Below are 24,171 nucleotides of genomic sequence, written 5' to 3' on the forward strand. Positions count from 1 at the left end.
CTCGTTCCTCGCGGCTCCCGCCAGGCCCTCCACGACCCGCGCGCGCCGTCGTTCCCGCCGGGCTCGTCCGTCGGCTCGCCGACGCGGTCGTCCCCAGGGCTCGTCACGGCCCGCCCTGGTGGTCGGCCGGCCGGGTTCGCTCTCGAGGTGCGGGCGACCGGCGTCCTCGCTGGTGAGTGTCCATCGGGCCTGACCTGCGGGGCTGCGGCAGACTGGCGGGATGACGGTGACCGGCGGGCCAGAGGACGACGTCGTCCCCGGTGACGACGCGGCCTCCCTCGACGAGGTGTCGCCGGTGCCGGCGTCGTCCGGCCGGGGTGTCGTGACGGCTGCGGCGGCGGGGACGGGTGGGCTCGTCGAGGCGCTCGAGATCCTGCGGGGTCGGCTCGCGGCCGTGCGGCTGCCGCTCGAGCTGCCCGGCGCGTCGGCCGCGCGCGACGACCTGGACCACGCGGTCCACCAGCTCGACGACTACCTGCTCCCGCGGCTGCGTTCGCACGCGGCACCGTTGCTCGTGGTCGTGGGCGGGTCGACGGGCGCGGGCAAGTCCACGCTCGTGAACTCGCTCCTCGGCGAGCACGTGTCCGCGCCGGGAGTGCTGCGCCCCACGACGCGCGCGCCCGTGCTCGTGCACCACCCGCTCGACGAGCGGTGGTTCTCGACCGACCGCGTGCTGCCGACGCTCGCGCGCATGAGCGAGCACGGGCCGCGGACCGATCCCTCACCGGGTGCTCGAGGGGACGGTGCGTCCACGGATCGGCCGCCTGCCGACCCGGCGCGCACGCTGCGGCTCGTGGCGAGCGACGCGCTGCCCCAGGGGCTCGCGCTCGTGGACGCGCCTGACGTCGACTCCGTCGAGACGGGGAACCGCGAGCTCGCGGCCCAGCTCCTCGCCGCGGCCGACCTGTGGCTCTTCGTGACGACGGCCGCGCGCTACGCCGACGCCGTCCCGTGGGAGCTGCTGCACCGCGCGGCGGAGCGGCGGGCGCAGGTCGCGATCGTGCTGGACCGGGTCGACCCCGGGGCGGAGGCGGTCGGCGACGACCTGCGCCGGATGATGGACGAGAACGGGCTCGGGCGGGCGGCCCTGTTCGTCGTCGGGGAGGTCGAGCTGGTCGACGGGCTGCTGCCCGAGACAGCCGTCGCCGAGGTCGCCGCGTGGCTCTCGGACCTCGGCGCGGACGCGGAGGCGCGCGACCGGGTGGCGACGGCGACGCGGGACGGCGTCGTCGACGACCTCGTGCGGCGCAGCGTGCTCGTCGCCGGCGCGGTGGACGCCCAGGCGACGTCGGACGCACGGCTGCGCGACGCCGTCGGGCGGGCGTACGCCGACGCGGCGACCACCGTCGACGCCGCGACGTGCGACGGCGCCCTCCTGCGCGGCGAGGTGCTCGCGCGCTGGCAGGACTTCGTGGGGACGAGCGAGCTGTTCCGGTCGGTCGAGCAGGGCGTGGGCCGCGTGCGCGACGCGATCGGGGCGTTCTTCCGCGGGCGTCCGGCACAGGCGCCGCAGGTCGAGCAGGCGATAGCGCACGGGCTCGAAGCGGTCGTGCTCGATGCGGCGGACGCCGCGGCCGAGCGCGCGTACGGCACGTGGCGCGCCGACCCGGCCGGTGCGGCACTGCTCGAGGGGCTCGACCTCTCTCGCGCGTCGGTCGGTGCGCGCGCCCGGGTCGGCGAGGAGATCCGCGGGTGGCAGTCGGACGTGCTCGAGCTGGTCCGCGAGCAGGGCGCCGGCAAGAGGGGGGCAGCCCGCGCGCTGTCGTTCGGCATCAACGGGCTCGGCCTGAGCCTCATGGTCGTCGTGTTCGCCTCGACGGGCGGTCTCACGGGCGCGGAGGTGGGCATCGCGGGCGGCACCGCCATCCTCGCGCAGAAGCTCCTCGAGGCCGTGTTCGGCGACGACGCGGTCCGGCGACTGACGCGCACGGCCCGCGAACGGCTCGACACCCGGGTCGCCGCCGTGCTCGGCGACGAGGCCGCACGGTACACCGCGCAGCTCGACGCGCTCGGCACGGCGGACGCGGCCGAGACGGCGCGCTCGGTCCGCGAGGCGGGCCGCGCCGTGGAGGGCGCCGCGCGGCTCGAGCGGTCCTCGCGCCCCGCACCGGACGACGCCCGGGACGCTCGGCCCGGTCGGCACGCCGCACGGCTGCTGCGCGGCGCGGCCTCGGGCCCGTCCGCGGTGCGGGAGGGGGAGCCCGCCCAGGCGGCGGACGCCGACGACGCGGCCCGTCCCGGGTTCTGGCGCCGGCTGTTCGGGGGCGGCGGTCCCGCATGAGCATCGACCTCGCGGCCCGCACGGCCGCCCTCGACTCGGCCGTCCGCGCGGGCGAGGGGCGGCTCGACGCCGACCTCCTCGCCGACGCGAGGGCCGTCGTCGCCCGGGCGAGAGAACGCGCGGGGCTGTCGGCCGACCACACCGTCGTGGCGCTCGCGGGCGCGACGGGGTCGGGCAAGTCGTCCGTCCTCAACGCCCTCGCGGGTGCCGAGCTCGCTGCGGTCGGCGTGCAGCGCCCGACGACGTCCCACGCGCTCGCGGCCGTCTGGGGGACCGGCGGTCCGGCGGGCGGAACCGGCGCAGGCGAGCTGCTCGACTGGCTCGAGGTGCGCCGTCGGCACGACATGGGCGCGCCGCTCGCCTCGGGCGACCCCGACCCGGAGCACGGACCCGGAGGCCTGCGCGGACTGCTCCGCGGGCGGCGCGCGGCCGAGGTCACGAGCGGGCTCGTGCTGCTCGACCTGCCCGACCACGACTCCGTCGTCGTCGAGCACCGCGTGCGCGCGGAGCGCCTCGTGGAGCGCGCGGACCTGCTCGTGTGGGTCGTCGACCCCCAGAAGTACGCCGACGCGGCGATCCACGAGCGCTACCTGCGGCCGCTCGCCGGGCACGGTGCCGTAGTCGTGGTCGTGCTCAACCAGGTGGACCGCCTGACGCCGGCGGACGCGGACGCCTGCCTGGCGGACCTGCGCCGTCTCGTGGCGCAGGACGGGCTGGCCGACGCGCGCGTGCTGGGGGTGTCCGCACGGACCGGGCAGGGGCTGGACGAGCTGCGCGGCCTGCTCGCGGACGCCGCCGCGCGCCGTCGTGCCGCGAACGACCGGCTCGCCGCGGACGAACGGGCGGTCGCACGACGCCTCGCCGCCGCCTGCGGGGAGCCGCCGCCCGAACGCGCCGCGCAGCGCGCCCGGGAGGGCCTCGTCGACGCGCTCGAGGCCGCAGCGGGCGTGCCGACCGTCGTGGCGGCGGTGCGCGGGTCGGCGGTGCGCGACGCGCGCGCCGCGACGGGCTGGCCGGTGACGCGCTGGGTCGGTCGGTTCCGGCCCGACCCGTTGCGCCGGATCGGGCTGCGCGTCGGGCCTGCGCCGGGCTCCGCCCGGGCTCGCGCCGCCTCCGAGCTGCAAGGGCCAGGGGAGACGGTCCGCCCCGACCTCGCGCGCACGTCGCTGCCCACCGTGTCGCCCGCCCTGCGCGCCACGGCGCAGACGGCCGTGCGCGACTACGTCGACGCCGCGACCGAGGGATTCCCCGACGCGTGGGCGCTCGCGGCGCGCCGCCGGGTCACGGAGGGCACGAACGGCCTCGCGGACGCCCTCGACCAGGCTGTCGCGGGCGCCGGGCTCGACGCACCGAGCCGGCCCGCGTGGTGGCGCGTCGTCGGGACGTTCCAGTGGCTCGTGCTCGCGGCGCTCGTCGCCGGGCTGCTGTGGCTCGCCGCCCTGTGGGGGTTCGTGTACCTGCGCCTGCCCGAGCCGCCGACGCCCGTCCTGACGCTCGGTGGTGCCGGGGCCCCGGAGATCCCGTGGCCCACGCTGCTCGTCCTCGGCGGGGTCGTCGTCGGGGTCCTCGTCGCCCTCGTCTCGCGCGCCGCGGCGGCGGTCGGCGGCAGACGGCGAGCCGCCCGGGCACGGCGCCGGCTGCGAGAGGCCGTGGGCCGCGTCGCCGACCGCCTCGTGCGGCTCCCCGTGGGCGAGGAGCTCGAGGCGCTCGCCGGCTGCCGGACGGCGGCGCTGGTCGCCGCGTCCTGACGACCCGCCACTCCGCCGAACACGAGGTTGCTGTCGATCTCGGGCCGAGAACGACAGCAACGTCGTGCTCGACGGCGTGGAACGTCGTGCTCGGCGGTCGGAGACAATGGTCGCGCCCCTGTCGAGCGAGAGGACCCTCATGACCCGCCTGCACGTCCCCGTCTCCCTGCGGTGGTCCGACCTCGACGCGTACGCGCACGTCAACAACGTCGAGATGTTCCGGCTGCTCGAGGATGCGCGCATCACGGCGTTCTGGACCCACCCCGAGGCCGGCGAGGACGCGTGGCCGACGGCGGTCCTCGAGACCGGTCCCCACGCGACCAGCCACACGCTCGTCGCGCGCCAGGAGATCCAGTACCTGCGCCCGCTCGCGTTCACGCGCACGCCCGTGCGGGTCGAGCTGTGGGTCGGGCACCTCGGCGGTGCGAGCATCGAGGTCTGCTACGAGGTGCACGACGGCGCGGCCCGGTTCGACCGCACCGGCCCCACCTCGGGAGGCGAGCCCTACGCGAAGGCCGCGACGACGATCGTCGTCGTCGACGCCGCGACCGGCCGGCCCCGGCGCCTCAGCGACGCCGAGCGCACCGCGTGGGAGCCGTACGTCGAGGAGCCGCTGACGTTCCGTCGTCGGAGCTGAGCCTCGTTCGACACAGACCCGCGCCGCAGGAGAGCGACGTCGACGCCCTTGATTCCCGCAGTACCCCGCCCGCGGAGGCCCACCCGCGACCCGCCGCGCACGCCCGCGAATGACGCCCGGGGTCGGCCGGGTCGGAACCGTGGTCGGGCAGGTGCCCCGCCCGACCACGGTTCTCTCCGTTCCCCGTCAGGAGACGGTGCACTCCGCGCCGTCGAGGGAGAACGTGGACGGGGGAGTGTTCACGCCGGCGTGGGTGACGTTCGCGCCCACCTCGACGGAGGCGCCCGGGGCGAGCGTGCCGTTCCAGGCGGCCGAGCGGACGGTGACGTCGTCGCCGGACTGGGTCCAGGTCGCGCTCCAGCCGTTCGTCACGGTCTGGCCCGACGGGAACCTGAAGGCGAGCGCCCACCCGTCGAGCGCCGTCGTCCCGGTGTTCGTGAGCCGGAGCGTGACGGTCCCGCCGGAGCCCCAGTCGCTCGAGGTCCAGCGCACGGCGCACGCGCCCGGCTCCGGTTCGGTGCCCGCTGCGGCCGTCGTGAACGACGTCGCGCCGCTCGGGGGTGACACGTTGCCTGCGCGGTCGGTGGCGACGACCGCGACCTCGTACGCCGTCTCCGGCGCGAGGCCGGTGAGCGTGTGCGTCGGGGTCGTGGTCGTCGCGACACGGACGCCGTCGAGCAGCACGTCGTAGCGCGCCACGCCGCTGCCCGCGTCCGCGGACGGCGACCACGTGACGCGCGCGCCGGTGGTGGAGACGGCGTCGACGACGGTCGTGCCGGGCGTCGTCGGCGGTGCGGTGTCGGGCTCCACGGGACCGGACTGGGGCTCCGCGCCCCACAGGAGCTCGTCGCCCTCGTAGAGGGTGATGCGTCCGTTGTCGGTGACGGTCTCGCCGGTCGCGAGCTCGGCGAACGACCAGTCGTCCGCGGCGTCCCACACGTCCGCCGTGACGCGGAACTGGATCTCGCGGCGGTGCTGCGACTGCCCGCCCGGGTAGACGACGGAGTCCGCGCAGTCGATCTCGACGTAGTACAGGTCGTCGCCGGCGTGGCCGACGCTCACCGTCGCGCCGGGGCACTCCGAGTAGTTCGTCGTCGCCCGGATCGTGGCCGGGTCCGCGCCCTCGTCGAGCGTGAACCAGTAGCGCAGGCGCACGTCGTCGAGCACGCGCGCGGGGAAGGCGGACCGGTTGCGCAGGATCGCCTTGACCTCCGTGAACGCCGACCCCGGCTGGTTGAGCCTCGACTCGACGACGAACTCGGGCCGGTCGGGCGTCTCGGGCCGCGGGAAGTCGGCGAGCGGCGTGCCGCCGTGGGTGCCCACGAGGAACGCGAGCGCCGACGTGAACCCGGCGTTGTAGTCCGTCGCGACCTCGTTCGCGACGTAGTCGGTGCGGCTGTCCGTGTAGGAGTCGTTGGGCGACCCCGGGCCGCCGACGAGCGCGCCGTACAGCACGTGCCGCGTCGCGACCGGTTCGGCGAGCGAGTCGAGCCACGAGCCGTGCGCGGTGCGGTGGTGCGGGTTCTGGGGCGAGTCCTCGCCGTACCCGACGACGTACGACGCGCCTCGCGGGTTGTCCCCGAGCGCGTAGCCGATCTGTCGCTCGCCGAACGCCTGGTACGTCTGGGCGCGGGTCGTGTCGCCGCGCTCGCGCAGCCAGTCGCCGTACGTGAGCGCGACGAAGGCGGTGTTCGCGGCGTAGCGCAGCGAGCCCCAGGAGTCGAGGAACGCCTGGCCGCCGGGGGAGTAGCGCACGCGCTGGCCCTGGTGGCCGGTGGTCCAGAAGTCGAGCCACCGGTTGGCGTCGTCGACGTACTGCTGCTTGCCCGTCGCCTGGGCGAGCAGGGCGTAGGCGCCGTACGACTTGTCGTCCCACGCGACCGTCCACCGGTAGGAGCGCGTGCTCGACTGCGGCTCGGTCGACAGACCGCCGTACTCCTGCTCGGCCTTCGCGAGGTACGCCGCGTCGCCGGTCGCCTCGTAGAGCCAGTACGCGCCCCACACGAGCTCGTCCTGGTAGCCGGACCACGAGTTGTAGAAGCTGCCCACGGGGATGCAGTCGGAGTACTTGCCGCGGTACGTGTCCGCGAAGTCGTAGAGCTCCTCGGCGTGCCGCACGAGCTCGGCCGCGTATGCCGGGTCGGAGCCGGCGAACACGATCGAGGAGGCGGCCATCGCCGCCGCGGTCTCGCCCGCGACGTCGCTGCCCGGGCACGACGGGTCGACCTTGTACGCCGGGCGCTCCATCTGCATCGCCTCGGCCGGGCCCCACCACTTGTGGTCCGCGTCGCCGTCGCCGACCTGCGCGTAGAGCACGTCCGGCTCGGGGTGGGCCTTGATGAAGTAGTCGTTGACCCAGCGCAGGGAGTCGAGCAGCTCGTCCTCCTGGCCCGACGCCGCATAGCCCTCGGGGCTGGCGATCGCGCCCCACGCGAGCATCGTCGTCGTGAAGGCCATCGGCAGCCCGAACTTCACGTGGTCGCCCGCGTCGTACCAGCCGCCCGTGAGGTCGAGCCCGACGTCGGCGCCGTCGTCGAGCGCGGAGTCGCCCCGCCAGCTCACGCGGAAGTCGTCCGGCAGGTCGCCCGAGCGCTGGGCGTCGTAGAAGAACAGCGACTTCTGGAGCGCCTCGGCGTAGTTCGGCTCGACGGCGGCCGACGCCGGAGCGGTGGTGGCGGCCACGAGGCCGCCGGTGAGCAGGGCGCCCGCGGCCGCGGCCGCGGTGGTCCGGACCGCCGCGCGGCGCAGCGGGGAGGGTCGTGGGTGCATGGCTGCCTCTCGGTCCGCCCGTGTCCTCCTCGACGCGGGTCGACGCCACTGTCGGGAGCCGGCGGGCGACGGTCAAGGTCGCCCCTCGCCGCGAAACGTTTAGCCCGACGAGGCGTGCTGGTCGGGCGGCCCGCCGGACCGCGCCGCACGCTCCGCGGCGCGCGCGACGTTGCGCTGCATCCCGCCGAACACGACGCCGTGGAACGGCTTGACCGCCCACCAGTAGAGCTGACCCGCGAGGCCGTGCGGGTGGAACAGCGCGCGCTGCGCGAAGAACGTGCGGCCCGGGCCTCGTGCGTCCTCGGGCGACGGCCCGACGTCGTCGGGCGCCGTGACCTCTGCGGCCGACTCGTCGACGCGCAGCTCGAGCCACGCGAGGCCGGGCAGCCGCATCTCGGCGCGCAGCAGCAGGCGCCGGCCCGGCTCGATCGCCTCGACGCGCCACCAGTCGAGCTCGTCGTCCACCCGGAGCCGGTGCTCGTCCCGCCGCCCCCGCCGCAGCCCGGGACCGCCCACGAGCCGGTCGAGCAGGCCGCGCACGCGCCAGGCGAGCGACCACGAGTACCAGCCGCCCTGGCCGCCGATCTCCTCGATGACACGCCACAGGACGTCTCGCGGGGCGTCGACCACGGTGCGCCGCTCGTCGGCGTAGAGCGACCCGCCGGCCCAGTCCGGGTCGCTCGGCAGCGGGTCCGACGGCGCTCCCGGCACCGATGCGGACGACCACCGGGTCGTGACCTCGCCGTCGTGGATGCGCTCGAGCGCGAGCTCCACGGCGCGGTCGAAGCCGATGAGCCCCTCGGGCGGGTCGGGCACGTACCGCGAGATGTCGTGCTCGGAGCACACGACCTCGTGCTGGAGCGACTCGACGAGCGGGCGGGCGATGCCGGACGGCACGGGGGTGACGAGGCCGACCCACAGGCTCGAGAGCTTCGGCGTCAGCACCGGCACGGACACGATGTGCCGCCGGGGGAGGCCCGCGACCCGCGCGTAGCGCTGCATCATGTCGCGGTAGGTGAGCACCTCCGGGCCGCCGATGTCGAACGCGCGCGACACGTCGGGCGGCATCGAGGCGGAGCCCACGAGGTAGCGCAGGACGTCGCGGACCGCGATGGGCTGGATCCGGTTGTCGACCCACTTCGGCGTGGTCATCGCGGGCAGGCGCTCGGTGAGGTAGCGCATCATCTCGAAGCTCGCCGACCCCGAGCCGAGGATGACCGCCGCCTGGAGGACCGTCGTCGGGACGCCCGACGCGAGCAGGATGTCGCCCACCTCCTTGCGCGAGGCCAGGTGGCGCGACAGCTCGCCCTCGGGCACGTCCGGGAACATGCCGCCGAGGTACACGATGCGACCGACCCCCGCCTCGCGCGCCGCCTGCGCGAAGGTCAGGGCCGTGCGGCGGTCGCGGGCCTCGAACGTCGGCCCGGTGCCGAGCGAGTGGATGAGGTAGTACGCGACGTCGACGCCGTCGAGCGCCGCGCGGATCTGGTCGAGGTCGGCGGCGTCCGCGGCCACGGGCTCGACGTCGTCCACCCACTCGCGGCCCCCGAGCCGCTCGGGGTGCCGGGCGAGCGCGCGCACCTCGATCCCGGCGCGCAGCAGCTCGGGGACGAGCCGCCCGCCCACGTACCCCGTGACGCCCGTGACGGCCGCCCTCACGAGAGCAGCTCCAGGACCTCGCGCTCGGCGCGCGTCTGCGAGCGCGTCGAGCCGATCGTCTCGCCGCGCTCCCACAGGTCGAACAGCCGCGGGTCGATGTACGACGACCGCGCGACCGCGGGCGTGTTGCCGAGCTCCTCCGCGACGTCCTTGACGATCCCCTTCACCACCCGACGCCGGGCACGCTCCGAGCGGGGCGGTGCGCCGGCGTCGGCCAGGGCGCGCGCGGCGAGCACCGTCGCGTGCCACGTGCGGAAGTCCTTGGGGGTCGCGTCCTGGCCGAGCCGCTCCTTGATGCCGGCCTGCACGTCCGCGCTCGTCACGTCGCGCCACACCGCCCGGCCGGTGACGTCGTCCTCGCGCCACGCGAGCAGCTCGACGCCGCCGCGCCGGCGCTTGAGCGTCGTGACGAGCTCCGCGACGACGGGGTCGTCGACGACGACGTCGCGCACCTGGCCCGACTTCGCCGGGTAGTGGAAGTGGACGCTGCCGTCGCGACGGACGGTCGCGTGCTCCTTGCGGATCGTGGCGAGGCCGTAGCTCCCGTTCTGCTTCGCGTAGATCTCGCCGCCTGCACGGAAGTACGCGAGGTCCAGGAGGCGGAACGCGAGCGCGAGGACCTTCTCGCGCGGCATGCCGGGCAGCTCGAGCTCGCGCACGACCCGGCGGCGCGCCCCGGGGAGCCGGCGGCCGACGTCGAGCACGTGGTCGTGCTTGCGCCGCGCCCGGCGCAGCTGCCACTGCTCGTGGTAGAGGTACTGGCCGCGCCCCGCCGCGTCGCGCCCGAACGCCTGGATGTGCCCGTTCGGGTACCGGCAGATCCAGACGTCCTGCCACGCCGGGGGGACGGCGAGGCGCGTGCAGCGCGCGACCTCCTCCTCGTCGGCCAGGGGCACGCCCTCGACGTCGAGGAAGACCCACGCGTCGCCCTTCGGGCGGCGCGAGTAGCCGGGCGAGGTCACGGAGACTCGGCGCAGTCGCACCCGGTCATCGTGAGGGCTCGGCCGTCCGCTCGCAGCGGGGGAGCGGACGCCCTGTCAGGAGGCCGAGCACTCCTCCCCGTTCAGCGTGAAGCCCTCGGGCGGCCCGGCGGTGCCGGTGCCGATGAGCCCGACGTCCGACGCGGCGCCCGGCGCGAGCGTCGTGGCCCACGCGGGTGCCGCGACACGCACCGTGCTGCCCGTCTGCGTCGCCGTCCCGCCCCAGGACTGGGCCACCTTCTCGCCCGCGGTGAACTCCCACGCGAGCGACCAGTCGGCGACCGGCGCGTCGCCGTCGTTGGTCACGCGTGCGGTCGCCTGGAACCCGCCCGGCCACGACCCGACGACGTCGTACGCGACCGAGCACGTCGTCTCGCCCGGCTGCTCGGTGGGTTCCTCGGTCGGCTCCTCCGTCGGCTCCTCGCCCGGGTCGCCCGTGAGGTCGCCGAGGACGACGCCGCGCCCGTTCGTCCCTACGTACACCCGGCCGTAGACGTCGGGGTCGCCCGTGACGACGGAGCCCGTCCAGGCCCACTGGTGCTCGTCGTCGTTGATCCGCACCCACGTCGCGCCGGCGTCGTCGGAGCGGAAGACGCCGCGGACGCCGTCGACCTTCGACGACGTGTAGACCGCAGGGTAGTCGGCGCCCGGCGCGGCCTTGCCGAACCCGATCGCGTCGCCCTCCTCGACGTCAGCGACGCGCGCGAACGTCGCGCCGGCGTCGGTCGAGCGCCACAGGCCGTACGTCGAGCCGGCGGCTCCGCCGGCGAGCCATACGTCGCCCTCGTGCCCGGGAGCCGCGGCGAACCGGACGTTGCCCTGGGCCGGGAGACCGGTCGCGGCGGAGGCGGTGAACGACGCGCCGCCGTCGGTGCTCGTGTAGAAGGTGCCGCCCGCGTACGCGTAGAACACCTGCGGGTCCACCCGGTCCGCCTCGACCCGCGCACCCGCGGGCACGCCGGTCGACGCCGTCCACGACGAGCCGAGCGTCGTCGAGACGTGCACGCCCGTGCCCTGCGGGCTCCACACGATGCGTCCGCCGTCGGCGCCCACGGCCACCGTCCCCGCGCCCGTCACGCCGGGCGGTTCCTGGCCGGCCCACCACGAGGCCCCGCCGCTCGTCGAGACGCCGAGGTGGGACGCGACCGCGCCGTCGACGCCCTGACCGGCGCGCACGACCGTCGACGGCGCGAGCCCGGCGAAGTCGAGGCTGTGCACGGCGCCGTGGTACGGCTGGCTGAACATGAGGTCGGGGACCTGCGTGACGTCGTCGTGCACGAACCCGCCGATGTCGCCGAGCCCCGAGATCACGTCCGCGCCGCCCGGCGGGGCGACGAGGTCGAGCACCGCGGTCTCCTCGATCCCCTGGGCCTTGACGGAGATGTCGACCGTCCCGCCGGTGTCCCAGTCTGTGAGGTCCGTGCCGCCGTAGACGGTCGCGCCCGTGCCGTAGAAGAACCGGTCGGAGTCGAACGGGTCGATCTCGAAGGACTCCGTCATCCAGCCCAGCTTGGGGCTCGGCTCGGGTGGCGCGGGCTGCTTGTCGAACGTGAGCCACGGGGCGCCCGAGACGTCGAGCGTGTACCGCAGGTCGCGGTCCGGGTACCCGGCCCACTCCCAGATCGACGTCCACGTCTCGCCCCGGTCGGTGCTGCGGTACACCTGGATGTCGGGCCACCACGACATCTGGCTCACGACCATGAGGGTGTCCGGGTCCTGCCGGTCGATCGTCAGGCCCGAGTAGCCGTAGAAGGCGTCGGGGCTCGACGACGGCACGGGGCTGATCTGCGACCACGTCCCCGTCGCGGTGTCGAGGCGCCAGACGTCGCCCGCGCCGCCGTCGTAGGGGCCGCCGGTGTCGGACGTCGCGAGGTAGAGCTGCCCGCCCTCCTCGTCGAGCACGACCTTGTGGGGGACGTACCCCGTGGGAGCGCCGGGGACGGCCTCCCAGGTCGCGCCCGCGTCGGTCGAGCGGTAGAGCGGGTTCTGCGTGTCCGCGACGCCCACGTAGAGCGTCGGGGTCGGGGCGCCCGGCGTGCCCGACGACGGGTCCGGCACCACGGTGACCACGCCCTGGTTCGCGGACAGGTAGCCGCTGGGGTCGGTCGGGTCCTGGACGTAGGTCCCGGGGTTGGGGAACGAGGTGACCTCGGACCACGTGGCACCCGCGTCGGTGCTGCACCACAGGCCGTTGCCCTCCTCCGTCCCGAGGTAGAGCACGTCGTTGTCGAGCGGGTCGACGACGAGGCGCTCGCCCATGCCGCGGCCCGGCATGTTCCCGCCGACCTTGAACGGCAGGTCCGTCCGCTGCCACGTCTCGCCGCGGTCGGACGAGCGCAGGACCGCGCCGGGGTTCGGGTCCCAGGAGTTCGTGTACGTGCCCACCGCGGCGTAGACGTTGTCCGGCTCCACCGGGTCGGTCGCGATGCTCTGGACGCCGGTGTGGCCCCAGTCGTCCCAGCCGACGTGGTCGAGGAGCGGCACCCAGCGCCCGGTCGCGTCGTCGAGGCGGTAGGCGCCGCCGATGTCGGTGCGGGCGTAGACGAGCCCTGGCTCGGTGCGGCTGAACACGATCCCGGGGACGAACCCGCCGCCCACGATCTCGACGTTCCCCCACGCGTACCCGCTCGCGTCGGTCGCGGTCGTCCCCGGCGACGTACCCGCGGTCGTCCTGGGCGCGGCCGTCGCGGCGGCACCCAGGCCGGCGGCGACGAGCCCGCAGCCGACGAGCGCGGCGATGGCTGGTCGAAGGCTCATCCGTTCTCACTCCCTCGTGTGCGCGGGGAACAGCCCCGGGCACGTCGTCGTGCCGGGCGCCACGCTAGGTGAGGAGCTCCCCGGGGCCGCAGGGACGAAACGTTTCGGCGGGGCCGCGGACCACGACGCGGTGACCCGGGCCGGGGGCGCGGCCCGGGTCACCACGGTCCGGGAGCGGTCCGCGATGCGGGCCGCGCGTCGCCCGGGGCGGCCCCTGCGCGCCCCGGACGTCGCTCGTCGGGTCAGGAGACGGTGCAGGCCGCGCCGTCGAGCGTGAAGGCGGTCGGCTCACGGTTGGTTCCCGCGTGGGAGCCGTTGAACCCGATGTCGACGCTCGCGCCCGCGCGCAGCGTGGTGTTCCAGGCGGCGGGCGTGACGGTCACCGTCGATCCGGTCTGCGCGTACTGCGCGGACCAGCCCTGCGTGACGGCCTGGCCGTCGGGGAACGTGAACGTCAGGGTCCAGCCCTGGCGAGGGGTCGGCGAGTCGTTGGTGATCCGTACCGACGCGGTGAACCCGGTGTTCCACGAGCTCGCCGTCCAGGCGACGGTGCAGGCCCCGGCGGGCTGGCCGCCGTCGTCCTGGGTCGAGCCCGTCACGGTGCCCGACGTGGCGGAGACGTTGCCCGCGGCGTCGACCGCGCGGACCGCGTAGACGTGGTCCGTGCCCGGCGCGAGACCGGTGTCGGTGTACGACGTCGCAGGGACCTCGGCGACCTGAGCCCCGTCGCGGAAGACCCGGTATCCCGTGACCCCGGTGTCGTCGGTCGACGGGTTCCACGCGAGCGACACCGAGGACGTCGTGGTGCCGGAGACGCGCAGGCCGGTCGGGGCCGACGGTGCCTGGTCGTCGCCGCCCGATCCGTCGTCCCGGGCTCCGAGGACCTGGGCGATCGCGGCGTACGCGGGCTTGGCCGTGTACGCGTCGTCCCAGACGAGCGCGGCGCCCTGCCCCGGGAAGACGCCCGGGATCCACGAGTACTTGTCGGTGATGCCCCACAGCGTCACGCCCGTGCAGCGGTCGACGTCGAGGCAGGCCTGGAAGACCTTCGCGTAGTCGGACGCCTGCTGTGCGAGCTTCGACGCGTCGGCGGGGGTGTTCATGCGGATGTCGAGCTCGGTGATGCGCACGTCCACGCCGAGGTCGGCGAACCGCTGGAGGTTCTGGGTCAGCGTCGACGGGACCTGGCCGATGATCAGGTGCGCCTGGAACCCGACGCAGTCGATCGGCACGCCGCGGGCCTTGAAGTCGGCGACGAGGTCGTAGATCGCCGTGCTCTTCGCGTTGATCCCGTCCGTGCTGTAGTCGTTGATGCACAGGTCGGCGTCCGGGTCGGCAGCCCGGGCGGCGCGGAACGCGTCCTCGATGTAGCCGTCACCGAGCCGCTGCTGGAACACGCTCTGCCGGCGGGAGCCGTTGTCCTCGAAGGCCTCGTTGACGACGTCCCACGCCTCGACGTCTCCGGCGAAGCGACCGGCGACGGCGGTGACGTGGTCGGTCATGGCGGTGCGCAGGTCCGCGCCCGTCAGGCCCTGGACCCATCCGGGGAGCTGGTTGTGCCACACGAGCGTGTGCCCGTAGAGGTCCGCGCCCTGCGCGGCCGCGTAGCTCGCGACCTGGTCCGCAGCGCCCCAGGAGAACGAGCCCCGGGAGGGTTCGGTCGCGTCCCACTTCATCGCGTTCTCCGCGACGACGAGCGAGAACTCGCGGTCGGCGACCGCCTGGTAGCCGCTCTCGGAGAGCCGGCCGGGGTCGAGCGCGAAGCCGATGGTCTTGCCGTGCCGTGCGGCGGCGTCGCCGAGCGGCTCGGTGGCGGCGGTCGCGGTCGTGGCGACCGGGACGACGGTTGCCGCGACGAGCGCCGTGGTCGCGAGCGTCGTCGCGAGAGATCGTCTGAAGCTGGTCCTGCTCATGGGTGCACTCTCCGGGTCGATATCGATATCGAACGTGGCGAGGACCGGCGGCCGGGGCGCGGGGCCCCGACCGCCGGTCGTCAGGTCAGCTGACGGTGCAGGACGCGCCGTTCAGCGTGAAGGCCGTCGGCTCGGCGTTGGTCCCCGAGTGGGAGCCGTTGAAGCCGATCTCGACGCTCGCGCCCGCGCCCAGCGTGGTGTTCCACGCCGCCGGGGTCACGGTCACCGTCGAGCCCGTCTGCGCGTACTGCGCCGACCAGCCCTGCGTGATGCTCTGACCGTTCGCGAAGTCGAACGTCAGGGTCCAGCTCTGCAACGCCTGGGCCGAGTCGTTGGTGAGACGGATCGACCCGGTGAAGCCCGTGTTCCAGGAGCTCGCCGTGTAGGCGACCGTGCACGCTCCGGTGGGCTCGCCGCCGTCCTCCTCCGTCTCCCCGGTCACGGTGCCGGACGTCGCCGAGACGTTGCCCGCCGCGTCGAACGCGCGCACGGCGTAGACGTGCGACGCGCCCGCCGCGAGCCCGGTGTCCGTGTACGACGTCGCCGCGACCTCGGCGACGACCGCGCCGTCCCGGTACACCCGGTAGCCCTCGACGCCCACGTCGTCGCTCGACGCGTTCCACGCGAGCGAGATCGACGAGGTCGTGGTGGCCGAGACGTTCAGGCCGGTCGGGGAGGTCGGCGCCTGGTCGTCGCCGCCCGAGCCGCCGTCCTCGTCGGTCACGACCGGCAGCGGTGCCGACGCGGCCGAGACGTTGCCCGCCGCGTCGCGCGCCTGCACGGTCACCGCGTACGAGGTGGCCGGTGCCAGCCCGGTGATCGTGTACGACGTCGACGCCGTGGTCCCGGCGGGCTCGCCGTCGACGAGCACGGTGTACCCCGTGACGCGACGGTCGTCGGTCGACGCCGTCCAGCTCACGGTCGCGGACGTCGCGGTGGTCGCGCCGGCCACGAGGCCGGTCGGGACGGTCGGGGCCGTCGTGTCCGGCGGCACCTCGCCGTCCGGCTCGATCACGGGGTACGCGTTCTCGACGAGCATCTGGAACTGCGACTCGAACCACTGGCCCGCGAGCGGCGCGTCGGGCAGGGCGCCCGTGAGCTGGTTCGCGAGCTTGGGGGAGACGAACGTCGGGTCGCACATGCGGTCGAACCGCTTGCCCTGGTCGTTCGGGATGTCCGACGACGCGCCGTCCGACTCGCCCGGAGGCTTGACCCACACGTAGGCGTGCAGGTGGGACTCCGGGTAGCCCGCAGGTGTCGCCTGCGGGCGCTCGCCGATGCCGGCGCCGGACGGGTTGCACCACGCGCCGCGGTGGACGCGCTTGTCGACGCGCGACTCGTTCACGTAGGTGTTGTGGTTCGTCGACGTGCTCACCGCGGTCGGGCGGTCGGGGCCGCCCCAGCCGTTGCGGGACGTGTCGACGAGCATGCCGATCGACGACGGGAAGCCCTCGGCGACCAGCAGGTCGTAGAGGTGCGCGGTCCAGTCGGTCTCGTCGAAGTCGGCGTTCCACTCGTAGAAGGTCGCCGAGCGCACGGGCGTGCTGCCGATCTGGATGTCCTCGAGGAACGGCTCGTGCAGCGGGGTCGAGTTGGCGGTGTTCGTCACGAAGCCCGTCACCGACGCGTAGCCCGCCTCGGTGGAGAGCACGACCTCCTTGAAGAGCTTGGCCGCGGGCCCGGCGTTCGAGGGCCAGCCGAGCCAGCCGGCGTGCGCCGCGTCGATGTACGAGTAGACGTTGCCCACGTCGTGGAGCGCGTCCAGGGCGTACTTCACGCCCTCGCGGTAGTACGGCGCGGAGGCCTGGCAGTCGGGGGTGCTGATGTTCGTGATGAGGTTCGGCAGCGAGTCGGGCTCGATCGTCGCGACGATGCGCAGGTCCTCGTAGGCGGGGTCGTCCAGGATGTCGGCGATGACGTCGATGTACTCGGTCTTGTACCGCGCCATGTCCGCCGCGGTGGGCTTGAGCTCGCCGTTGGACGCGAGGGCGTAGCAGTCGCGGCCCGGCAGATCGTAGATCACGAGGTTGAAGACCATCGGCACGCCCGGCTGCTTCTGCGCGACCGCCGCGTCGAGGTGGTGCCGCAGGCCGGGGCCGTCGGCGTTGCCCTGGATCGCGCTGATGCGGTCCATCCAGACGGCGGTGGGCTCGTCGGCGATCGCGCGCATGCGCGACCCGAGGTCCCCGCCCGCGCGGTCGGCCGCGGCCTCGACGTTGTCGGACCAGAAGTCGTTCACGTACTGGGTGGCACCGGCGAACGGGTTGCCCACCCGCGGCTCGGCGGCTCCCGCGGGCGCCGTGACGGCGACCAGCGGGGCGGCGAGCAGCGCGAGCGAGGCGACGACCGTCGCGCCCTTGCGCAGTCGGCTCGATCGGGATGGCACAGGGTCCTCCTGATGTTCGAGGGGCACGGGCGGGGCCCGCGCACCGGACGGGATCCGTCCGGCTGGGGACAACGTGACAACCGGACCGCCTCCTGCACATCGTGTGAAACGTTTAGGCATTCCGCGGGGGTGCGGTCGTCCCGCGCAGGAGCAGCCTGCTCGCCGGGGCCGGCGGCTCGACGGTCACGTCGCTCTCCGCCTCCAGCCGCGAGGCGGACCGTCCGAGGCCGAGCCGCGCGACCACGTCCGCCGCGACGTGGGCGCCGAGCGCCGCGAACGGACGGTGCACCGCGGTGAGCGCCGGGTCGACGAGACGGCACGTCGCCGAGTCCTCGCCGGAGAGGACGGACAGGTCCCACGGCACCTCGAGGCCCTGCCGGCGGGCCGCCTCGAGAACCGCCACGGCCGCGACGTCCCCGTCCGTGAGCACGGCCGTCGGTCGTGTGTCGAGCGCCACGAGGCGTGCGGCGCGCGACCGGGTCTCCTCCCAGGTCCGGCACTCGACGAGCTCGACGCGGGCCTCGGGCCCGCCGGCGTCCCGCATCGCCGCGTACAGGACCCGCGCGACGTCGTCGCCCGCGTCGGACACCACGACGGCGACCCGGCGGTGACCCAGCTCGACGAGATAGCGCGCGGCGCGGGCCTCCGCCTCACCGGCGAACCAGGTCCGGACGCCGGGCGACGTGTCGGGACCGCTGTCGTACGGGGTGTCGGTCGACGTGTCGGGCGACACCTCGACGAGCGGGATCCCGGCGTCGAGCGCGACCCGACCGCGCGGGTCCCGCGCGTGCGTGTCCACGAGCACGAACGCCGCGTGCCGCCGCTCCGACCAGCCGGTCTCGAGGTCGCGTGCCCCCTCGTCACGGTCGGCGACGACCTCCACGCTGAGGGCGAGGTCGTGCTCGGCGAGCACCGGTCGCATGCCCGCCGCGAGGGCCAGGCCACGGGTCGGCCCGGGGTAGCCCTCCGCGCCGTGGACCACCTGGAGGCCGACGCTGCGTGCGCGCGCCCGCAGGGAACGGGCCGCGGCGCTGGGGCGCCACCCCAGGTCGGACGCGGTGCGCAGGACGTGCCGGCGCGTGCGCTCGGAGACGCCCGGCCGGTCGTTCAGGGCGTACGAGACGACGGCGATCGAGACACCCGCTGCACGGGCGACGTCGGTGATCGTGATGCGCCGCTCGGCGGGCCCCGGAGCGCGCCCGGAGGCGGCTGCGGGGGCGGGATCTGTGGTCACGCTCCCACACTGTGCCCGGTTTGGGTGCATGATGCATGTCAGGACTCGGTAACGATGACGTGACGGGGACGGTGACGAGGATGTCGACGGACGCGACGAGGCGCCCGAGGCAGGCGGGGGACCACCTGACCTTCGGAGTGCTCTGCCCGGTGGTCGGGGGCTTCTACTTCGGGCGCTCCCTGGCCGGGATCGCCCGGGTGCTGCGGGCCCACGGGCACCGCGTGGTGGCGCTGCAGACCTATCCACCCGACCTGGACCGGGACGAGTTCCCCGGCCCGCCGGGACGCCGACCGCTGCTCGGGCGGTCGTCGTTCGACGGGTTCGTCGTGGTGACGACGGCGCTCGCCGACGCCGAGCTGCGCGAGCTCGACGCGTCCGGGATCCCGCTCGTGCTGCTCGGCGTGCGCGCCGAGGGCCTGCGGGCGCCCGCGGTGTCGCCCGACAACGCGGGCGGGGTGCGTGCCGCCGTCGACCACCTCGTCGACCACGGCCACCGCCGGATCGGGTTCCTCGGCAACACCGACCAGCGCGACACGCTCGAGCGCTACGACGCGTACCGCGCGGCGCTCGCGGCCCACGGCCTGCCGTCCTCGCCGTCGTGGGTCTACCGGACGCGTGACAACCAGGAGGCGAGCGCCGAGGTCGTCGCGCGCCGGCTCGCCGCGAGGGGCCTGCCCACGACGGCGACGCTCGCCGCCACCGACCGCAACGCGATCGGCTTCATGCGCGGGCTGCAGGCCGGCGGGGTCGACCTGCCCTCCGGGCAGGCGGTCGTCGGGTTCGACCACGCCGACTCGGGGGCCCGGGCCCGGCCGCGCCTGTCGACCGTCGACCCGCTGCACGACCAGGTGGGCGAGCGCGTCGCCGAGCTGCTCGTCGCGCAGGTGCGCGGCGCGGCGGTCGACCGCGAGAACCGTCTCGGGCGCGCCGCGCTCATCCGCCGCGAGTCGTGCGGCTGTCTCGAGGGGACGCAGGGCGAGCTCATCCGGACGGCGTCGCACGCGTCGGGCGACGCCTCGGCGGACGCCGCGAGCGACCGCGCGCCCGCCTCGACGTCCCGCGGCGCCGCGCAGGACGACACAGGGCCGGCCGTCCGGACCTGCCCGCTCGACGACGTCGCGCGCGTCGTCTTCGCCGCGGCGGCCGAGCGTCCTGAGCTGCGTGCCGAGCCGCGCGGTCCCGGTCGTCGGCGGGCGCCCGAGGGCGCGCGTCGCCCGACGCCGCTCGACGGGTGGCTCCTCGTGGTGCGCCACATGCTCCGGGGTGCGGCGGAGACGGGTGCCGTCCCGCCCCCCGCGGCAACGCGCTCGCTCGCCGACCGCACCGCAGCCCTGCGGCCGTCGCAGGAGGCGCTCGAGCAGCTCGTACCCGCGCTCGAGGCCGAGGTCGCCGACCTGGTGCGCGACGTGCGGCGCCGTCGGGCGGGCACGCGGGCCACGCAGCTCGGGCGGACGGTGCTGTCGCGCAGCCCGCTGCGCGACCGTCCCGCCCCGTCCTCGGTGGCCCGGGCGGACGCCGTGCGCGCGACCGCGGCCGAGATCGTCGTCGCGTTCTCCCGCGGGTGCGCGCACGGCACCATCGCCCGGACGGGTCGCCTCGAGCAGGACCTCGTCGACCTGTACGAGGTGGACCTCGGCCTGCTGCGCGGCGACGGCGAGGGGCTGCGTCGCCTCGACTGGCTCCCGCGCGGCCTCGGCGGGACGGCCGCGCTCGCGCTGTGGGAGGACGACCCGGACGGGTCCGGCCGGCGCGTGCTGCGTATCGCCGGAGCCCGGGGCGGCGGCGCGACGATCGAGCGCCTGACGGGCTCCACCTTCGCGACGGCGCAGTTCCCGCCGCGCGAGCTCATCGACCCGCGGTCGCTGACGATCGTCGCGCCCGTCGCGTTCGGCCGGTCCGACTGGGGCTACCTCGTCGTGGGCGGTCTGCTCGACACGCGCGCGACGACCACGCGCGAGCGGTACAACCACTGGGCGGCGATGCTCGCCGTCGCGCTCGACCGCGAGGCGCTCGTCACGTCGCTCCAGGAGCAGCGGCACGCGCTCGCCGACGCGGCCGACCGCGTGCGCGACCTGGCCCTCGAGGTCGAGGCCGGGGCCGAGCGGGCCGCGCTCGTCTCCATCGCCTCGAACGACGGCACCTGGGACTGGGACGTCGAGGCGGGCACCGTGCGGTACTCGCCCGCGTGGGCGCAGATCGTGGGCTGCGACGTGCAGGACCTGCGCGACGACGCCGAGGAGTGGCTCGGCCGGGTCCACCCGGACGACCTGCAGGCGGTGCACGCGGCCGTCGCCGGGCAGCTCTCGGGCTCCAAGGACCCGCTCGACGTCGTGCACCGGCTGCGCTGCGCGGACGGCGAGCACGTGCGCGTGCGCTGCCGGGCCGTGACGGTCCACGACGCGGGCGGGCGGCCGGCCCGCATGGTCGGCGCCCTCGCCGTGCTGTCCGACGTCGAGAGGTACCGCAGCGTCCTGCGCGAGCGCGCGCTCGTCGACCCCGACTCGGGGGTCCTGCACCGCGCGCTGTTCCTCGACCGCCTCGAGCAGGCGATCGAGCGGTCCGGGCGGGTCCCGGAGTACTCGGCGCACGTGCTGGCGGTCGGGTTCGGGTCGCCGCCGACGGTCCCCACGCTGCACCGGCTCGGCGCCGCGCTCGGCCCGGCGGGCGCGGTGTGCGTGCTCGCGCCGCGGGACCTCGTCGTGCTCCTCGACGGCGTCGACGACGACGAGGCGCGGCGCGTCGCCGTGCACGTCGCCGGTGCGTGCGGCGGGAGCGTCGTCGAGCACCTGGGCAGCGTCGCCGCGGTGCCGGACGCGCTCGAGGTCCTGCGCCGTGCCGGTGCGGCCCTCACCCGGCGCCGCGCGCACGCGCACGGCACCGTCGCGCGGCTCGGGGCACCCGAAACGTTTCGTACGTTGTGACGTCCGCTCGGCCGTGGCGACAGTCGAGCCGACCTGCCGCGGTGGGCCGGCCGACGACGGCCGGCCCGTCACCTCCGCGGAAGGGCTCGACGACGAGAGGGAGCACGATGCGACGCCTGTCAGGCCTGCCACGACCACCACGACGGACCCGGTGCCCGGCGCCACCACCCACCGGGCGTGCCGCCCGCCGCCGCCGCGCGGCCGCCGCGCTCGCCGTCGCGGCAACCCTCGGCGCGATCGTCGCGGTCCAGCCGGCGAGCGCCGTCCCCACCGCGACCGCCGGGGCCGAGGCGGCGGGGACGACGACCGCCGCCGCGCTCGCGGACGGCGAGTACACCGACCGCTTCCTCGAGCTGTACGCCAAGATCCACGACCCGGCGAACGGCTACTTCTCGCCGCAGGGCATCCCGTACCACGCGGTCGAGACGCTCATGGTGGAGGCGCCCGACTACGGGCACGAGACGACGTCGGAGGCCTACTCCTTCTGGCTGTGGCTCGAGACCTCCTACGGTCAGGTCACGGGCGACTGGGAGCCCTTCAACCACGCGTGGGACACGCTCGAGCAGTACATGATCCCCACCACGGAGAACCAGCCGACCAACGGGGCCTACGACCCGGGCAAGCCGGCGACGTACGCGCCCGAGGCCAACCACCCGAGCCAGTACCCGTCTCAGCTCCAGTCGTCGGTGTCCGTCGGGCGGGACCCGATCGGCGCCGAGCTCGAGTCGACCTACGGCACGCCCGAGGTCTACGGCATGCACTGGCTCGCCGACGTGGACAACGTCTACGGGTTCGGCGCCGCGCCGGGCTCCTCGGAGCTCCTCGGTCCTGACCACGAGGGGACGTCGTACATCAACACGTTCCAGCGCGGACCGCAGGAGTCGGTGTGGGAGACGATCCCGCAGCCGTCGATCGACGACTTCTCCTACGGCGGCCCCAACGGCTACCTGGACCTGTTCACGGGCGACGCGTCGTACGCGAAGCAGTGGAAGTACACCAACGCCCCCGACGCCGACGCGCGCGCCGTCGAGGCCGCGTACTGGGCCAACAAGTTCGCGACCGAGCAGGGTCAGCCCCAGGCCGTCGCCGAGACCGTCGGCAAGGCGTCGAAGATGGGCGACTACCTGCGCTACGCGCTGTTCGACAAGTACTTCAAGACGCCGGGCTGCGAGTCCACGTCGTGCCCGGCGGGCACCGGGCGCGACAGCGCGCACTACCTGCTGTCCTGGTACTACGCGTGGGGCGGCGCGCTCGACACCGCGTCGCCGTGGGCCTGGCGCATCGGCTCGAGCCACGCGCACTTCGGCTACCAGAACCCGATGGCGGCCTGGGCGCTCGCGAACGACCCGGCGCTCACGCCCGACTCGCCGACGGCGAGCGACGACTGGTCCGCGAGCCTCGACCGGCAGATCGAGCTGTTCCAGTGGCTCCAGGCGCCCGAGGGTGGCATCGCCGGCGGGTCCACGAACAGCTGGGACGGCGCGTACGCCGACCGTCCGGACGGCGTCGCGACGTTCTACGACATGGCCTACACCGAGGCGCCGGTCTACCACGACCCGCCGTCCAACTCGTGGATGGGCATGCAGGGCTGGGGCGTCGAGCGGATCGCGCAGCTGTACGAGCAGACGGGCGACGAGCGCGCCGAGGCGATCCTCGACAAGTGGGCGCCGTGGGTCATGGACCACATCACCGTCACCGCCGACTCCTGGCAGATCCCGTCCAACCTCGCGTGGTCCGGCCAGCCGGACGACTGGGACCCGGAGAACCCGGGCGACAACGCGGGGCTCAGCGTCGAGGTGACGAGCTACGGCCAGGACGTCGGCGTCGCCGGCGCGCTCGCCCGCTCCCTCATGTACTACGCCGCCGGCGGTGAGGGCGAGACCCACACGCGGGCGCAGCAGGTCGCCCACGACCTGCTCGACGCGATCTGGACGCAGAACAGCGACGCCATCGGCGTCGCGACGACCGAGACCCGCGCCGACTTCGGCCGCTTCGACGACGTCCTGGAGTCCGCCTCCGGCAACGGCGTGTACGTGCCCGCGGGCTGGTCGGGCACGATGCCGAACGGCGACGTCGTCGAGCCCGGGGTCTCGTTCCTCGACCTGCGCTCGTTCTACCTCGACGACCCGGACTGGGCGAAGGTCCAGGCGCACCTCGACGGCGGCCCCGCACCGGAGTTCACCTACCACCGGTTCTGGGCGCAGACGGCGGTCGCGACGGCGCTCGCGGACTACGACCGCCTCTTCGGGGACGGCAGCCAGCCGGAGCCCGACACCGAGTCGCCGACCACGCCGGCCGGCCTCGCGGTGACGGGCACGACGTCCTCCACGGCGTCGCTGTCCTGGACGGCGTCGACCGACAACGTGCGCGTGTCGGCCTACGACGTCCTGCGGGACGGCGCGGTCGTCGGCTCCACGGCGAGCACGACGTACACCGACGACGACCTCGACCCCGAGACGAGCTACCGGTACACGGTGCGGGCGCGCGACGCGGCGGGCAACCTCTCGCCCGTGTCGCTCGGCGTGGTCGCGGAGACGCTCGCGGACGACGGCGGACCCGAGCCCGGCGCGTGCACCGCGGTCTACCGGACCGCCGGGTCATGGGGTGGCGGCTACCAGGGCGAGGTCACCGTGACGGCCGGCTCCGCGGGCGTCACCGGCTGGACCGTCGAGCTCGACCTCGCGCCGGGTGGGCTGTCGCAGGCCTGGAACGCGACGACGAGCGTCAGCGGCGGCGTGCTCACCGCCACGAACGTCGGCTGGAACGGCACCCTCGGTGCCGGGGCCAGCACGTCGTTCGGGTTCATCGGCTCGGGCGCACCGCCGTCGGACACGACGGTCACGTGCGGCTGACCTCTCGCTGATCAGGTCCGGCTCCCGGCGCGCC

Annotated in this window: 12 protein-coding genes; 5 read left to right on the forward strand and 7 right to left on the reverse strand. The window is 74.9% G+C overall.

Annotated features, from left to right (window positions below; translation table 11 throughout):
* Nucleotides 1-220 precede the first annotated feature (220 nt).
* The 3 genes from ACMXGY_RS08200 (at nt 221) to ACMXGY_RS08210 (ending at nt 4,666) form a co-directional block, all read left to right on the forward strand.
* Nucleotides 221-2,281 (forward strand): dynamin family protein, encoded by a 2,061-nt coding sequence (locus ACMXGY_RS08200; RefSeq protein ID WP_483776354.1) that lies wholly within the window; start codon nt 221-223, stop codon nt 2,279-2,281.
* Nucleotides 2,278-4,029, forward strand: coding sequence for a GTPase (locus ACMXGY_RS08205; protein ID WP_483776355.1), 1,752 nt, complete (start codon nt 2,278-2,280; stop codon nt 4,027-4,029). The genes ACMXGY_RS08200 and ACMXGY_RS08205 overlap by 4 nt, the downstream gene beginning before the upstream one ends.
* A gap of 139 nt (nt 4,030-4,168) precedes the next feature.
* Nucleotides 4,169-4,666: an acyl-CoA thioesterase gene (locus tag ACMXGY_RS08210; RefSeq protein ID WP_483776356.1), complete on the forward strand. Its 498-nt coding sequence runs from the start codon at nt 4,169-4,171 to the stop codon at nt 4,664-4,666.
* 186 nt (nt 4,667-4,852) lie between these two features.
* Here ACMXGY_RS08210 and ACMXGY_RS08215 read toward each other — a convergent pair whose 3' ends face one another.
* From ACMXGY_RS08215 to ACMXGY_RS08245, 7 genes are all read right to left on the reverse strand, one after another.
* Nucleotides 4,853-7,435 carry a glycoside hydrolase family 9 protein gene (locus ACMXGY_RS08215; RefSeq protein ID WP_483776357.1) on the reverse strand — a complete coding sequence of 861 codons (2,583 nt, stop codon included), beginning with the start codon at nt 7,433-7,435 and terminating at the stop codon, nt 4,853-4,855.
* Nucleotides 7,436-7,534: 99 nt separating this feature from the next.
* Nucleotides 7,535-9,094, reverse strand: a complete 1,560-nt coding sequence (locus ACMXGY_RS08220; protein WP_483776358.1) for an SDR family oxidoreductase — start codon at nt 9,092-9,094, stop codon at nt 7,535-7,537.
* Nucleotides 9,091-10,077, reverse strand: coding sequence for a DNA topoisomerase IB (locus ACMXGY_RS08225; RefSeq protein ID WP_483776359.1), 987 nt, complete (start codon nt 10,075-10,077; stop codon nt 9,091-9,093). The genes ACMXGY_RS08220 and ACMXGY_RS08225 overlap by 4 nt, the downstream gene beginning before the upstream one ends.
* A gap of 54 nt (nt 10,078-10,131) precedes the next feature.
* Nucleotides 10,132-12,831: a cellulose binding domain-containing protein gene (locus ACMXGY_RS08230; protein ID WP_483776360.1), complete on the reverse strand. Its 2,700-nt coding sequence runs from the start codon at nt 12,829-12,831 to the stop codon at nt 10,132-10,134.
* A 242-nt stretch (nt 12,832-13,073) separates the two neighbouring features.
* Entirely contained in the window at nt 13,074-14,744 is a 1,671-nt protein-coding gene (locus ACMXGY_RS08235) for an endo-1,4-beta-xylanase (protein WP_483776361.1), read from the reverse strand.
* Between the two features lie 85 nt (nt 14,745-14,829).
* Nucleotides 14,830-17,130, reverse strand: a complete 2,301-nt coding sequence (locus ACMXGY_RS08240; protein ID WP_483776362.1) for a glycoside hydrolase family 6 protein — start codon at nt 17,128-17,130, stop codon at nt 14,830-14,832.
* A gap of 112 nt (nt 17,131-17,242) precedes the next feature.
* Nucleotides 17,243-18,364 (reverse strand): LacI family DNA-binding transcriptional regulator, encoded by a 1,122-nt coding sequence (locus ACMXGY_RS08245; RefSeq protein ID WP_483776363.1) that lies wholly within the window; start codon nt 18,362-18,364, stop codon nt 17,243-17,245.
* An 80-nt stretch (nt 18,365-18,444) separates the two neighbouring features.
* Between ACMXGY_RS08245 and ACMXGY_RS08250 the strand changes: the two genes are divergently transcribed.
* Nucleotides 18,445-21,285, forward strand: coding sequence for a substrate-binding domain-containing protein (locus ACMXGY_RS08250; protein WP_483776364.1), 2,841 nt, complete (start codon nt 18,445-18,447; stop codon nt 21,283-21,285).
* 107 nt (nt 21,286-21,392) lie between these two features.
* Complete coding sequence (locus ACMXGY_RS08255) at nt 21,393-24,137, forward strand: glycoside hydrolase family 48 protein (RefSeq protein ID WP_483776365.1); 2,745 nt, start codon at nt 21,393-21,395, stop codon at nt 24,135-24,137.
* Nucleotides 24,138-24,171: the final 34 nt, after the last annotated feature.

It is taken from the genome of Cellulosimicrobium sp. G4 BAM 1002 (assembly GCF_057126935.1).